Annotated in this window: 12 protein-coding genes; all 12 read right to left on the bottom strand. The window is 45.6% G+C overall.

Translation table 11 applies throughout. The annotated features are described in order from the left end of the window. Positions 1-11 precede the first annotated feature (11 nt). The 12 genes from A5883_RS00415 to A5883_RS00360 all read right to left on the bottom strand — a co-directional run bounded on the left by A5883_RS00415 (position 12) and on the right by A5883_RS00360 (position 14,531). On the bottom strand, positions 12-1,466 hold the full coding sequence (locus A5883_RS00415; protein WP_016609984.1) for an ABC transporter permease: 1,455 nt from the start codon (positions 1,464-1,466) through the stop codon (positions 12-14). A 272-nt stretch (positions 1,467-1,738) separates the two neighbouring features. Then, entirely contained in the window at positions 1,739-3,124 is a 1,386-nt protein-coding gene (locus A5883_RS00410) for an APC family permease (protein WP_086337767.1), read from the bottom strand. 23 nt (positions 3,125-3,147) lie between these two features. Next, the gene (locus tag A5883_RS00405; protein ID WP_015510464.1) at positions 3,148-4,014 is read right to left on the bottom strand and encodes a GRP family sugar transporter; all 867 of its coding nucleotides are present in this window, start codon (positions 4,012-4,014) and stop codon (positions 3,148-3,150) included. A 115-nt stretch (positions 4,015-4,129) separates the two neighbouring features. Next, on the bottom strand, positions 4,130-5,167 hold the full coding sequence (gene sapS, locus A5883_RS00400) for a two-component system sensor histidine kinase SapS (protein WP_010749047.1): 1,038 nt from the start codon (positions 5,165-5,167) through the stop codon (positions 4,130-4,132). Further along, complete coding sequence (gene sapR / locus A5883_RS00395; RefSeq protein WP_005227794.1) at positions 5,164-5,838, bottom strand: two-component system response regulator SapR; 675 nt, start codon at positions 5,836-5,838, stop codon at positions 5,164-5,166. The genes sapS and sapR overlap by 4 nt, the downstream gene beginning before the upstream one ends. 158 nt (positions 5,839-5,996) lie before the next feature. After that, a complete protein-coding gene (locus tag A5883_RS00390) occupies positions 5,997-6,200 on the bottom strand; it encodes a hypothetical protein (RefSeq protein ID WP_005227790.1) in 204 nt (67 codons plus the stop codon). A gap of 19 nt (positions 6,201-6,219) precedes the next feature. Continuing rightward, a complete protein-coding gene (locus A5883_RS00385) occupies positions 6,220-7,725 on the bottom strand; it encodes a phosphomannomutase/phosphoglucomutase (RefSeq protein ID WP_086337766.1) in 1,506 nt (501 codons plus the stop codon). A 103-nt stretch (positions 7,726-7,828) separates the two neighbouring features. Continuing rightward, on the bottom strand, positions 7,829-8,323 hold the full coding sequence (locus tag A5883_RS00380) for a methylated-DNA--[protein]-cysteine S-methyltransferase (RefSeq protein WP_086337765.1): 495 nt from the start codon (positions 8,321-8,323) through the stop codon (positions 7,829-7,831). A gap of 201 nt (positions 8,324-8,524) precedes the next feature. Continuing rightward, entirely contained in the window at positions 8,525-10,447 is a 1,923-nt protein-coding gene (locus tag A5883_RS00375) for an ABC transporter ATP-binding protein (RefSeq protein WP_005227782.1), read from the bottom strand. Further along, positions 10,386-12,125 (bottom strand): ABC transporter ATP-binding protein, encoded by a 1,740-nt coding sequence (locus tag A5883_RS00370; protein WP_086337764.1) that lies wholly within the window; start codon positions 12,123-12,125, stop codon positions 10,386-10,388. The genes A5883_RS00375 and A5883_RS00370 overlap by 62 nt, the downstream gene beginning before the upstream one ends. A 188-nt stretch (positions 12,126-12,313) precedes the next feature. Further along, complete coding sequence (locus A5883_RS00365) at positions 12,314-13,864, bottom strand: PASTA domain-containing protein (RefSeq protein ID WP_086337763.1); 1,551 nt, start codon at positions 13,862-13,864, stop codon at positions 12,314-12,316. Next, positions 13,857-14,531, bottom strand: coding sequence for an ABC transporter ATP-binding protein (locus A5883_RS00360; protein WP_005227776.1), 675 nt, complete (start codon positions 14,529-14,531; stop codon positions 13,857-13,859). Before A5883_RS00360 ends, A5883_RS00365 begins: the two co-directional genes overlap by 8 nt. Between the last annotated feature and the right edge of the window lies 1 nt (position 14,532).

Raw genomic sequence — 14,532 nt, 5'->3', positions numbered from 1 at the left:
TTCTTCGCTCCTTACAGCATGATTTTTTTCGGATTCAAACGTAAAATATACAACAGCGGCACCACTGCCGAAAGCAAGATCGTCAAGATCCCGGTCGCTAAAAAGGCAATGATATAAGACAGGGTGTATTGAACGCGAAACGCTTCGTTGATCGTTGCTTGATCGATTTTCGGTACACCCACAAAGAATTGCTCCACCCCTGCTTGATTTGCCTCTAGCATACTACTGGATAACAAAGATTCAGAAACCATCTTGCCCAGCATATTCCCTGTGACCAAGGAGATCAACATTGCACTGACACCAATCAACAGGAGTTCGAGCACGATCTGTGCAAACACGTATTTCCGTCGTTCTCCTAACGAAAGGTAGATACCTAACTCATATTTACGATCGCGGGTAAACAGCACAATGATCAAGGAGATAATAATCAAGGAAGCAATCACCGCAATCACTACGACATATGATGAAATCTGTGATAAGCGATTCATGCTGGTCCCCACACGGTCATACTCATCCGTAGAGGCATTGACCTTATAGCCATTTGGCAAGAGCGGTGTCACCTCTTGTTTGAATTGCTCTGCATCTTCTGGTTGGTTCAAAATGAATTGTGGAGTGAAGAACTCATCATCAGAACCGAAATCTGTCGCTGGAAACGCCGCTTGCTGTCCCGCACGTTCCTCTTCAACAATCGTTTTCACGGCATCATTCGGCATATAGATACGATTGAAGGGCCGATCATCAAATGCAAACGAGCTGGCCATGCCATCTTGTCCTTGATTATTTGCTTTTTCTAAGCTGGTATTTTTAAATATCCCGACGATTTCGATGGAGTAATCATTGCCTTTTTGCTTTTCAGGGTCCATCCCTGACGAATAATCGACAAACTGACCATCTAAGACCATAGTGTCTCCCACGGTCAAGCCGTTTTCCTGAGCCATCTCTTCCGATATCAAGCCCACACGTTTTCCGGTACGCTGTTCCTCTTCAGTAAAAAAGCGTCCCTGTGTTAAATCCACCGTATCTTCTTCAAAATCCAACGGCTTTAAGAGATTGGTTCCTGTTAAATAAACCCAAGGAGATATTCCTCCGACAATCATGACATTGTCGTCGTCCTCTTCAGGACTAAAACGATAAGGTTTGAAGTTTTCAACAGCAATCGTTGCTTCTCGCAAATAATCGTACTGCTTGACCTCGGAGCGCTCACCGATCTGTTTGATCAGCTCCTCTGGCAACGGCTGAATCTCCTCCATACTTGCACTGCCATCACTATTTGCCATCATCGCTTCATGATCGACTTCAATCGTTGCCAGCGAGCCTAATTGATTTTTGATCTGCTTTTCGACATTTTGAGTCGATTGATTGACCGCAATTGCGCCAGCGATCACATTTCCTAATATCAGAATAACAGCAAACAATATCGCAGATTTCCCTCGCTTTCTCGTCACACTCAGCCATGCTCGTTTCATATAATTCACTTGCCAACATCCTCTCTTTTTTTCTCTAACAAAAGCATACTGGATGAACCTTTAGTGAATCTGTCATTTGCAAATTTTTTCAAAAAAAGCAGAATCTTAGGGAACATTTGATAAAAAAGACTGTTGTTTCAATGATCGACTCAAGCAATCATCGGAATGTGAATGACAAAAGAACATACCTCCCAAAGATTTCTTTGGGAGGCTTTGCTATAGTTAACAAAAAAAGACAAAGACCACATCTGGGTCTTTGTCTTTTCGCTATCTTATTCGTCGATTTTCTCATTTAATTCGCTGTTACGATAGCCATATACAAAATAGATCGCGATTCCGATCACTAAAGAGATCCCAAAAACGATCCAGGTCGCCGTTTTTAGACGGGTCATCAAGAAGAGACAGCTGGCAACGGACAACAAAGGCAATAAAGGTACCAGAGGTACTTTAAATTCACCTTTAGCAGGTGGCCCCATCATCTTCCTCAGCTTGATGATCCCTAAGGACATTAAGATCATATACGACAATGCCGCAATGTTGGTCAATTCTGCCAAGATATTCACCGGGAAAGCTGCCGCAAAGAAGAAAGCAAAAACACCAGCGATGTAGGTCGCTTTCTTTGGTGTTTTATGCTTAGGATCGATGGCTTGCATGGCTTTTGGCAATAACCCATCTTTACTGATGGCATATAACAGACGCGCCAAGGAGTACATCATAGCGATCGTCACTGTTAATAAGGTCAAGATCGCCCCTACGGAAATGATTGATCCGACCACTCCATGACCGACATAACGCATCGCAAAAGCCACCGGATCATTGACTCCTAATTCAGCAAACGGCACGATTCCCGTCATGATCAGTGTGACAATGATATAAAGGACTGTTGCGATCGCAATGGAACCAATGATCCCCCGAGGGACATTTTTCTTTGCATCTTCAACTTCTTCCGCCGCCATTGCGACGGCATCAAAGCCAAGAAAAGCAAAGAAGACTAACGCTGCACCATTAAAGACGCCTGAAAAACCAAAGGGCATAAAGGGCTGCCAGTTGTCTGGTTCCACGAAAAAGGCACCAAAGACGATAAACAAGAGGATCACGCCGAATTTCACCCATACCATGGCATTATTCAAACGCAACGCTTTTTTCGCTTCTTGGCTGACCCATAAGGTTACAAAAATAATGACTAAACCAGCAATCAGATCAATGTAGGTCCCCTTGCTTGGATCATAACCGCCCGTCAAAGCGGTTGGTAAATGGATATCCGCACTGGCCAAGAAGCCTTGCACATAGCCTGACCAGCCAGATGCCACCGAAGAAACGGCCAATAAGAACTCGCAAATCAAAAACCAGCCTGCCAGCCACGCGGTAAACTCACCAAAAACGACATACAGATACGAATAGGCGCCCCCTAAAACAGGGATCCGAGAAGCAAATTCCGCAAAAGAAAGCCCTGATAACACAACAACGATACCAGCTACAACAAAGGAAAGAATCAATGCCGGTCCGGCATACTCAGCAGAAGCAGTCCCTGTAACAACAAAGATACCTGTGCCGATAATGGCGCCGATCCCCAACATAATCAAATCTTTTAACTTCAACTCTTTTTTTAAATTCGTCACACTTTCCCGTTGTATGACTTTTTTTCGAAATAAATCCATAACTCCTCCTCAAAAATATAAGTTTATGTTGCTTTCATATACCCCAGCAAAACACCACCGATAATCACCAGCAGACAACCAATCACCACATAACGCAGTTCTTTCTTGGTTTTCTTTTCGCCGAGAATAAAAATCCCGCCTAGCGTTGAAATGATGATCCCCATCTGCGACAATGAGAAGCCCACCGCGAGTCCGACTTGCTGAACCGTGATCAGCATGCAGACATTTCCGATGCCCCATAACAACCCTGACAAAGTATTTTTCCCTACAAAACGGTCGACCTTCGTCTTCCTTAAAGCAAATAGGCTGGCACCGATCAGCATCCCGACACTTTGTGGCAAAATGATCGCCAAGGGGTCCAATCCTGCCCAAGTAATCAAAATCGTATAGGCGCCGTAACCGATCGTTGATGAGATCAATGCCCGAAATCCTTTAGGAAAATCAAGCATCTTGCTGCCAGCTTCTACCGGACTTTCGCCATCTTGACGAGCGGTCAGATACGCCCCGATCACCAACAAGATCAATGCGCTAACACCTAGTGCATAATCGCGGGTCTGTGTCCATTCTGCAAAAAACAATGCACCTGCGACTGTATTTAAAATCAGCTGCATGCCGGTTGAAAGCGGCAGTCCAACAGACACACCTAGATATTTCATGCCATGGAATTGACCGTTTTGACCGACGGACCAAAAAAGACCAGACAAAAGACCGATCAAAATCACCTTTCCATCAATCACTGGCATCGTCACAAAAAATACGACCAGCGAAAAGAAAAAGGCACCAATCGTCATTCCTAGCGTTTGCTGGTTCGCATCCCCGCCAAGTTTGGCACTTACTAAACCAATGCTGCCCCACGCAAACATTGGTACTAATGCAACGAGTATCTCCATTTCATTCATCCTTACCATTCAATTTTAAACACAGGCTTTAGTGTATCAGTGAAAACGTTCTAGGGACAAGTGATTTTTGTCAAAAAACACAAAAAGATACTCGAAAAAAAGCAGATTAGCGTTTTTCCTCATAATAACTCAACAACGGAAAGAACAGCGTCATGGTGGTTCCTTTTCCAACTGTCGACGAAGCCGTTAGCTCGATGCCTAATTCCTTCGCTAAACTTTTCGCTAAAAAGAGCCCCAATCCCGTCGAGTGGGTGTCCGTTTGGCGCCCATTTTCGCCCGTAAAGCCTTTATCAAAGATGCGCCGCATATCTTCTTTAGGAATGCCGATCCCACTATCTTGCAAGTGGAGATAGGTCCCTTGGGCATCTTTTTCGATCCGAATCGTCAGCTGCCCATTTTGTGGTGTGTACTTCACGGCATTGCTGACCAGCTGTCGAAAGATAAAGCCGAGCCATTTTTCATCGGTCAACACTTGCTGATCCTCGCCTTCAACGGCATAGTGCAGGTTCTTTTGGATAAAATAATTGGCCTGACTGCGTAAAACTGGCTGGATGACGGCTTTCAATGAAATTTCTTGGACCAGATAATCTTTTGAAAAGCTGTCTAAGCGGGCGACGTATAAGACTTGCTCGACGTATTCGTTCATGCGGTTCAATTCATTTTCTAGTAAGATGAATTTTTCATCGGGAATATCAAATTCGATCGAATGCAAAAGCAATCGTGATGCAGCTAAAGGGACTTTGATCTCATGGACCCACGAATCGATGTATTCCTTTTGTTCTTCTTGATTGCTGACGACTTGCTGCATCAATTCTTGGTGCTCTCGGATCAACTGATTGATGTAGGATTCGATCCGTTCTTCTTCCGCCGAGCGTGCTCCTTGCAAGTAGTTTTGCAGCAAGCTGTCTCCAGGCTTGGGGGTGATTTTTTGCCAAAAACGCCGCTTAGATAAGTAGCTGACTGCTAAAAAGAACACCATCAAGACACTTTGCATCAAAAAGAGATAGCCGACTGTGCCCCAATCCATCGGGGAATGAGGAGTCAGCCAAAAAACTAAGACCGTCAACACGAAAAAGACTAGCCAACCGATAAACAGCAGCCAACGATCTTTCAAAAAACTGCGCAAAACCCGCCACTTTGTCATGGTACGATGTACCCTTGACCAACCTTGGTCTCAATGTAGCCGTTCATCCCCGCTTGTTCGATTTTTCGTCGCAAACGATTGATATTGACCGTCAAGGTATTGTCGTCTACAAATCGCTCGTCATCCCATAAGGCCCGCAAGAGTTTTTCCCGACTTAAAATCTTGCCGTGATTTTTCATCAAAATATACAGCAGGCGGTATTCGTTTTTGCTAAGATCGATGCTTTCGCCATTGATATACATGCTGCTGTTGTCGATATTGAGGGTCAAACCGTTATGCACTAACGTTTCACTGCTGCTTTCTACATAGTTGTAGGAACGGCGCAGCAGCGCATTGATTTTTGCAATCAGAACGTCGATCTCAAAAGGTTTTGTCACAAAATCGTCCGCTCCCATATTCATGGCCATGATCATATCCATATTGGTATTGCGGCTAGAAATAAAAATGATTGGTACTTTGGAAGCTTCGCGGATTTTTTGACACCAATAGTAGCCATCAAAAACCGGCAAGTTGATATCCAGTAAAATCAGTTGGGGCTCTTGTTCTTCAAAGTCAGTCAACACTTGATGGAAATCCGTCGTGCCAAAGGTCTCAAACTGCCATTTTTCTAGTTCTTCGATAATCAGTTGGCGAATCACCGCTTCATCTTCTACTACCATTATTTTTGCCATATCCGTGAATTCCCTCACTTTGTGTAATTTTCTCCTCTTTACTTTATCAAATATCAAAAACGAATGCGAACATTAATCGCCGTTTTTAGCAAACCCTAAAAAACCTCGCCACTGACGGTAGAGGCCAGTGGCGAGGCAAAGCAAAAATGTCTATTGGGTTATTCGATGATCTCTACCGTCTCGATCAGTAATTTACCGATAAACAATAAGATCCCATCGAAAAAAAGCACACTCATGTTGACACCTAATAACATCGATAACCGTTCAACGACATCGATTTTTGGTCGTTTGTTCAAGTAACGAAACAAGAAAAAATTCACACCATACGTCACTGCCATGATCAGCAGCATCAAGATCACCATTTTAGTTCCCTACTTTTCTTCAAATTTTTGGTTGCTGTGCTAAAAACTGTGTCAGTTTGCTTTGATCGATGGCTTCATACTGCGATAGGAAGCGACCGATCGCTTGAACGACTGCCGGTAGATGACCCGCTTCATCATTTTCGATCTGCAGCACCAGCAGTGGTTCGTGCAGGCTCATTCGCAGCAAGAACCAGCCTTGGCCATAGGGCGCTGTCAAGTTGATGCGAATGCCTTCCTCATTTTCTGGATCGATCTGCCAGCCTGGCAGCAAATGATCGGCTAAATCCGCGATTCCTTGGCGACCATAGACTTGATAGTCAGCTTGTTGGATCGCAAAGCGCAATTCTTGGGTCTCGGCGGGTTGTTGCAACGCCGCGATCAGCTCATCCAGTGTCGTGCCTTGCTGTTGCAATTGAGGCAGCATCATCAAGAGCTTGGCGATCACGTACGCCCCGTCATCTAAAAAGAAATTTTCTTTAAACGCGGCATGCCCGCTGGTTTCGATGGCTAACTGTGTGTCCAGTCCTGCTTCATTCAATTCGATCGCTTTGTTGATCACATTGCGGTAGCCAGAAATATAGCGTACTTGCTGCCCTCCCAGTGCTTCGATAAAGGTTTTTAAATGATTGGAGGTTGGCGAATTGGTGACGATACGTGTGCCAGGGTGTTCCGCTAAGATGATCTTGCTTAATACAGCGATCATATTGTTGCGGTTCAAGGGCTCACCGCTTTTGGTCACGACGGCCGAGCGGTCGACATCGGTATCGAAAATAATGCCTAGATCGGCTTGTTCTCGCAAGACGGCTTCACGGATACTTGCCATTGCCTCTTTATTGTCTGGATTCGGGATATGATTGGGAAAATGCCCATCCGGTTCTAAAAATTGCGAGCCATTCGTATCTGCCCCTAGCGGCAGCAACACTTTTTCAGCAAAAAAGCCGCCGGCGCCATTGCCTGCATCAACAATGATCTTTAATCCAGCCAAAGGTTTTTCCTCATTGGTTCCCATCCCTTGGCGAATTTTTTGCAGTAGATCTTGGGCATAAGGCGTCAGCAGGTCTTTTTGCTGATAGCTTCCTTTTTCCGCTGCCTCATGAACGGTAGTGTGGGTCAAAATATAGTGGATATCCGTTTTTTCGGCACCGCCTTGGCGGCTGAAAATTTTTATTCCATTAAAATAATAAGGCAAATGACTCGCTGTCAGCATCACACCAGCATCACAGTCGAAATCCGCAAACTGTGTACTCATAAACATGGCAGGTGTCGTTGCCAAGCCGCAATCGATCACTGCCACGCCTTCTTGCTGCAGCTGTGCCATCAACACTTCTTGCAGTGCTTCGCCACTCAAGCGACTGTCACGACCGACTGCCACGCGAAAAGGACCGCTGCCCTTTGTTGCCAACCAGTTGCGCAAGCCCGAAGCAACTTGCCGAACCGCTTGCTCTGTCAGTGTCACCTGCTCTTTTTCTGTTGCGATCGCAATTCCTCGAATATCAGAACCATTTTGCAAATCAACGATGTTCATTTCCTCCACCCCTTCTTGTAACCGGAATCAATTTTATTATACCAGAGAAAAAAGGAAATGAAATTGCTTTTTAGTATTTTTTACTATAAATAGTTTGCTTCCCTTACTCTTTAAACGGAATCCCTTCCAGTTGCAGTAGTCGGCGTTTGGTTGCTAACCCGCCCCTGTACCCAGTCAAGCGACCGTTTTTTCCTAACACACGATGACAAGGAACCACGATCATCATCGGGTTACGCCCCACTGCATTTGCGACAGCGCGGACAGCAGTCGGTCGTTGAATGCGTAGCGCCAAGTCACTATACGTAGTGGTTTGCCCATAAGGAATTTGGGTCAGTGCTTGCCAAACGGTTTGTTGAAACGGTGTCCCGACAAAATCAAACGCAAAAGTAAATGTCACTGGTTCCCCTGTAAAATACGCTTGCAGCTGCGCTTCAATTACTGGATCAAGGTCAGCTGTACTACTGATTTCAGCCAATGGAAAGAACTTGAGTAATTCATGATGATCCTGCTGCCGACCAAAATAAACTAACCCTTTTTCCGATTGGACCACTTCATACCACTCATCATCTAAAACGATCTTTGCCAATGCTAGTTTCATGTTTTCACCTCATGGAATCCATTTTTCGCAGCACAACTGCTGACGTGCTGCCGCCGTTGTGCGGCTGTCTCAGTGACAGTATACCATTTTTTCGAGCTGCGCAAAAAAACCGACTGGCTTACTGCCAATCGGTCGTTGCAAACAAGGGAAAAATAGGTAGATCGCCAGTCGCTGCAGCTTCAAGCCGTAGCCATGGCAGGATCAATCCAATTCGATTTTTCCAGTATAGAGCTGATAATAGGTGCCTTTTTCCGCCAATAGCGTTTCATGAGTCCCCCGCTCAATGATACGGCCATGATCCATCACCATGATGGCATCGGAGTTTTGGATCGTAGACAATCGATGAGCAATCACAAACACGGTCCGTCCAGACATCAAACGGTCCATCCCTGATTGGACGATCCGCTCTGTACGGGTATCGATGCTTGAGGTGGCTTCGTCTAAGATCATCACTGGCGGATCAGCGATCGCTGCCCGCGCAATTGCCAACAGCTGACGTTGCCCTTGGGAAAGCCCTTCGCCATCGCCCGTGATCACGGTGTCGTATTTTTCTGGCAAGTGGTTGATAAACATGTCGGCATTGGCTAATTTCGCAGCTGCCAGCACTTCTTCATCACTAGCATCCAGTTTTCCGAAGCGAATATTCTCGCGAATCGTTCCAGTAAACAAATGGGTGTCTTGCAACACGATCCCTAAGGAGCGGCGCAGGGATTCAAGATGGATTTTTTCAATATTGATGCCATCATAACGAATCTTCCCGTCTTGGATGTTGTAGAACCGATTGATCAAATTGGTGATCGTTGTCTTACCAGCACCTGTGGCACCAACAAAAGCAACTTTTTGCCCAGGCTCTGCATACAGATTGATATCATGTAAGACCAGTTGATTGTCGACATAGCCGAAATCAACATCTTCAAATCGCACGTCTCCCGTCACTTCCGTATAGGTAATGGTCCCATCCTCGTGGGGATGTTTCCACGCCCACGTGCCTGTTCGTTCTTTGGTTTCAACTAGCTGACCTTGCGACCATTTGGCATTGACCAGTGTGACGTAGCCATGATCGATTTCTGGCGTTTCATCTAATAGATGGAAGATCCGCTCGGCACCAGCTAACGCCATGATCACAAAATTGATTTGTTGTGACACCTGGCTGATAGGACCATTTAATGAACGGCTCAGCTGCAAGAAAGAAGCGATCATCCCGACCGTTAGGCCAGAAACACCATTGATGGCAAACAGGCCCCCAATGATGGCGATCAAGACATATTGGACATTCAGTAAGTTCATCATGATCGGCATCAAGGTATTGGCATTGACATTGGCTTTAGTGGCACTTTCTTGTAGTTGGTCATTTAAGGCATCAAATTCTTCCATGACGATTTTTTCATGATTGAAGATCTTGACGACTTTTTGCCCGTGCATCATTTCTTCGATATACCCGTTGACAGCGCCTAAATCTCGTTGCTGTGCGCCAAAGAAGCGGCCGCTGCGGCGAGAAATGATACGGATCACATTCAGCATCAAAATAATCGACAGCATCACGAACAAAGTCAATGGGACACTGATGGAGAACATAGCGATAAAGACAGAACAAAAGGTTACCGCCGCCATCATCAAGTTTGGAATACTTTGGGAGATCATTTGGCGCAACGTATCCGTATCGTTGGTAAAGTGACTCATGATGTCGCCATCTGAGCGGGCATCAAAGTAACCGACGGGTAGAGACTGCATATGCGTAAACATTTGGTCACGGATTTTTTTCTGCGTCCCCTCACTGATCTTGACCATCATAAAGTTATAGATCAGTGCGGCCAAGATCCCAATCAGGTAGATGATCGCCATTTGAACGATCGCCCGAAACAAACCGCCAAAATCAGGATTGGCTTGCCCTAAAAGCGGTGTGATATGATCGTCGATCACGACTTGTAAAAACAACGAACCGCGAACGTTGGCAAAGGCACTTAATAAGATCATAACAACGACGAATAGGAGTTGTCCTTTGTAGTCGCCAAACATCGTCCGCAATAAGCGTTTCAATGTGCGCTTGGGATTTGCTGCTTGTCTATTCTTCACCTTCACCAAATCCTTTCTGCTGCGAATGGTACACTTCTTGATAGATGGCATTGTTTGCCAATAATTCTTCATGGGTACCGATGCCGTTGATTTTGCCATCATCCATTACGATGATCCGATCGGCGTCTTCAATCGAATTGATCCGTTGGGAAATAATGATCGTCGTCGTTCCAGGGATTTCTCGTTTCAAGCCTTCACGAATACTGCGGTCGGTTTTGGTATCGACGGCACTGGTAGAATCATCGAGGATCAAGATTTTCGGTTTCTTCAACAAGGCACGAGCAATCGTCAACCGTTGTTTTTGTCCACCAGAAACATTGTTTCCTCCTTGTGAGATCTGCGTTTCATATTTATCAGGAAATTCTTGAATGAAGGGATCGGCTTGTGCGATCGTTGCCACGCGCTGGATCTCTTCATCCGACGCTTCTTCATTGCCCCAACGTAAATTGTCGTTGATGGTGCCGCTGAAAAGGACATTGTTTTGCAAGACCATACTTACTTGGTCCCGCAATGCTTCTAAATCATAGTCGCGAACATCATGACCGCCGACGATGACACGCCCTTCAATCACATCATATAAGCGCGGGATCAGCTGGACGAGGGTGGATTTTCCGCTCCCGGTCCCGCCAATGACTCCAATGACTTCCCCGGATTCGATACGCAGATTTGCATCCGTCAGCGCCAGCTTGTTTTTGTCATTGGCGTAACTAAAGCCGACATTCTCAAAAACGATGGAGCCGTCTTTGATCTCTTTGACTGGATCGGAGGGATTTTTCAAGTCACTTTCTTCATCTAATACTTCTACGACCCGTTCGGCAGACGTTCGTGCGATCAAAATCTGCACGAAAGCCATCGACATCATCATCAAGCTCATCAAAATCTGCATCGTGTAGTTGAACATGCTGACTAACTCCCCAGTGGTCAGGCTGCTTTGTTCCACGATCAGCTGAGCACCAAACCATGACAGGAGCAGCATACACGTATAGACAGAAAATTGCATCAATGGCATGTTGAAAGAGACGATTCGTTGCGCAAGCGTGAAATTCCGATAAACATCGGTGGACACTTCGCCAAACAGTTCTTCTTGCTGTTCTTCCCGAACATACGATTTCACGACGCGAACCCCTTGTAAATTTTCTTGCACCACATTATTCAGGCGGTCATAAATGCGGAATACTTTTAGAAACAGCGGGTGGGCAAAACGTATAACTAAAGCCAGGCCAATCGCTAAGATCGGTAAAACAACCAGATAGATCGTCATAAGTTCTGGACTGATGGTGCTAACCATTGCAAGTGAAAAAATCAGAACTAACGGACTACGGACCAGAATACGAATAATCATTTGGTAAGCATTTTGGACGTTGGTCACGTCAGTGGTCAAGCGGGTGATCAAACTGGAGGAAGAAAAGCGGTCAATGTTTGAAAAGGAAAAATCTTGGATTCGGCGAAACAGATTGTGCCGCAGGTTGCGGGCAAAACCAGCCGAAGCGATCGCTGCCGTTCGTCCGCCAAGCGTTCCTAAAAGTAATGCGATCAAGGAACATAAAAAAAGCAAGCCGCCATCTCTTAGAATCACACCGGCGTCTCCTTTTTCGATCCCTTGGTCGATCATCATGGCCATGATCAGGGGCATAATGACATCTAAGGCAACCTCTCCTGCTACATACACAGGGGTCAGCAAGCTGTCCTTCTTATAGCTGCCAACATTCGCGAGTAATTTTTTTATCATTTGTTTCGTCCCTTCTATAGATGGCACTGCGGAGCCATTTTTTATCGTTACCATCAAGTTTACTTTATCGACCCAGCGATTTCAAGCGGCTCGCTTGTGTTTTTTTACAATTAGTAAGTAAAAAGCACCCTTCCAAAAAGAAGGGTGCTTGCTTTTTTGATGCGGTTTGAAAAAGCACTTAGTAAGGATTATTCGGTAGCGTTTGAACCAGCGGTACTGATCGGTTCATCGACATCGTCACCGCCATCATCTGCCGGCGGTGTTTGGGTACTGCCTTGCAGATTGCCGCGGCTGATCCCGATGGTGATCCACGTTTCTAGGGGAATAAACTCGCCGTAGCGGCTCATTTCAACAACGGTTCCTTTTGGTTCCGCCGAATCGACATAGTAGATTTCATAATAGACGTTGGCGCCTTTTGATTTGTATTCATCAAAGAATAGTTTTGGCAAGTCGCCTTCCGTTGCTTGAAAACGGATGTCTTTTAAATATGGTCGGCCTAATGAGTAGACGACTTTGACGGTTGGCAAAGTATCGCTTTCGCTGTATTCTTTGCCTGCTTCTTCCGACTGGCTCAAGAAACTACCATACGCCACTTGATCGGAATAGACTGTGCTGACTTGCAGCGGGATTTTCGATTCTAGTCCTTGGGCTTCTTCGATCGTGTATTGTGAAAAATCTGGAACGGTCAATGCTTGGCCTTTTGAGACCTTCACCACAAATTCATCTTTTTTCGCGAGTTTGCTGCCTTTGACTGGTTCTTGTGAAACCACCAGATCCAGGGCGACACTGTCAGAAAAGACGGTTTCTTCTTTGTATTTCAAGTCATTCTTTTTCGCCCATTCAGAAGCTTCACTCTTGGCTTTGCCCGTAAAATCAGGTACTTCAATATTCTTTTCAAAGACCTCTTTCCCTTTTGAATAATAGACACTCAAACGGTCTTTGCGTTTGTATTCCGCCAAATCAAGCTCTTTGTTGGCCGCCTCTTGTTTAATAAAGGCTTCTGCTGCTACGTTGTCGTCAAATTGTTCGATCAAAGAGAGGTTCTCGGCTTTATTGCTGGCGATCCATTCTTTTGCTTCGGTCACTTGCATCGCTGAAAAATCTGGCAGCTCTAAGCGTTCTTCAGGATCAGGCCCGAGACTCGCCGTCAGTGTCAATGTGGCACCCTTCTTGATCTTTTTGTCAGGATCAACACTTTGGTCAATCACTTGGTTGACGTCTTTGTCAAAATCATATTCTTGCTCTACTTTGATAGCGACGCCTTCTTCCATGCCCCACGTCCGCGCTTCTGACAGATCTTGGGCAGTGAAATCTGGCACCTTCACATGGGTCATTTGATAGTAGACGATCCCGATCACGGCAACCGCCAAGGCGGTCAGTAGGGCAATCAGCAAGATTTTTTTCTGCTTACGCTTTTTGTAGGTCGGATCAAATTCCGTTTCTTCTTTCCCAAACCGGCTGACTGGTTCCTTTGATGCTACCTTCTCCGTCGAAGAACTCGCCGCTTTTGCTTCAGTCGTCTGTGTTTGTTGACGGGCTGCCGAACGACTCAGTGGCTCACTAGCGCTCGACTCTTCTGATTGGTGAACCGTCGTCGGCTCTGCTGGTTTGCCCGCTTGCTCCGCGCCACTTGCGTTTTGATCTACGACAGGTTCGCTGGTTTTTTTCTCGCGATCGGGCGTGGGTTTCTTTTTGCCATCATAGTTGTCCGGGCTAAAATTTGATAAAAAATCACTCATGTTTGCTCAACACACCTTTACGTAAATACAAGACTTCATCCGCTTGTTGAGCGATCTCGTTGGCGTGGGTCACGACGATCACACATTTGTTGTGGACGTGTGCCAGCTCTTTAAAGATATCGATGATTTCTTGTTCCATTTCTTCATCCAAATTCCCGGTTGGTTCGTCCGCTAAAATGATATCGACATTGGTGGCTAACGCCCGGGCGATCGCTACCCGTTGTTGTTCCCCACCAGATAATTGATTGACGAGACGATCGGCTTTTTCTTTAGTGATGCCTATATAATCCAGCAAATTGTACGCCACTTCTCGTTGATTGTCTGGCAGCTGATTTTTCGTAATCGCCATCGGCACTAAGACATTTTCGACTGCACTCAAATAGGGAATCAGATTATAGCTTTGGAAAATGATACTGATGTCGTCGCGGCGATAATTCTCATGCCCGATTTTTTCGATATCGGTGCCTTCATAAAGTACTTGACCGCTTTTCGGACTATCCAACGCACTGATCAAGGACAAAAACGTCGTTTTTCCCGAACCAGATTGTCCTAAGATGGCATAGAAAGTCCCTTTTTCAAAAGAAACAGAGGTCTCTTTCAGTATATAGCGGCGCTGATCGCCGTCTTGGTAATAGTAATCGACTGCTTTCGTTTCTAATAAAGTCATC

It is taken from the genome of Enterococcus sp. 5B3_DIV0040 (assembly GCF_002140755.1).
Taxonomy (GTDB): Bacteria; Bacillota; Bacilli; order Lactobacillales; family Enterococcaceae; genus Enterococcus_D; species Enterococcus_D casseliflavus.
Note: the sequence above shows the minus strand (reverse complement) of the source record. Positions and strands in the feature narration are given on the sequence as shown.

Coding starts and splice junctions, on each gene's coding strand:
- A5883_RS00385 (WP_086337766.1), bottom strand. CDS start 7,725: ATGAACATCGTTGATTTGCAAAATGGTTCTGATATTCGAGGAATTGCG.
- A5883_RS00360 (WP_005227776.1), bottom strand. CDS start 14,531: ATGACTTTATTAGAAACGAAAGCAGTCGATTACTATTACCAAGACGGC.
- sapR (WP_005227794.1), bottom strand. CDS start 5,838: ATGGCAAAAATAATGGTAGTAGAAGATGAAGCGGTGATTCGCCAACTG.
- A5883_RS00390 (WP_005227790.1), bottom strand. CDS start 6,200: ATGGTGATCTTGATGCTGCTGATCATGGCAGTGACGTATGGTGTGAAT.
- A5883_RS00410 (WP_086337767.1), bottom strand. CDS start 3,124: ATGGATTTATTTCGAAAAAAAGTCATACAACGGGAAAGTGTGACGAAT.
- sapS (WP_010749047.1), bottom strand. CDS start 5,167: ATGACAAAGTGGCGGGTTTTGCGCAGTTTTTTGAAAGATCGTTGGCTG.
- A5883_RS00380 (WP_086337765.1), bottom strand. CDS start 8,323: ATGAAACTAGCATTGGCAAAGATCGTTTTAGATGATGAGTGGTATGAA.
- A5883_RS00365 (WP_086337763.1), bottom strand. CDS start 13,864: ATGAGTGATTTTTTATCAAATTTTAGCCCGGACAACTATGATGGCAAA.
- A5883_RS00375 (WP_005227782.1), bottom strand. CDS start 10,447: ATGCCATCTATCAAGAAGTGTACCATTCGCAGCAGAAAGGATTTGGTG.
- A5883_RS00405 (WP_015510464.1), bottom strand. CDS start 4,014: ATGGAGATACTCGTTGCATTAGTACCAATGTTTGCGTGGGGCAGCATT.
- A5883_RS00370 (WP_086337764.1), bottom strand. CDS start 12,125: ATGATAAAAAAATTACTCGCGAATGTTGGCAGCTATAAGAAGGACAGC.
- A5883_RS00415 (WP_016609984.1), bottom strand. CDS start 1,466: ATGAAACGAGCATGGCTGAGTGTGACGAGAAAGCGAGGGAAATCTGCG.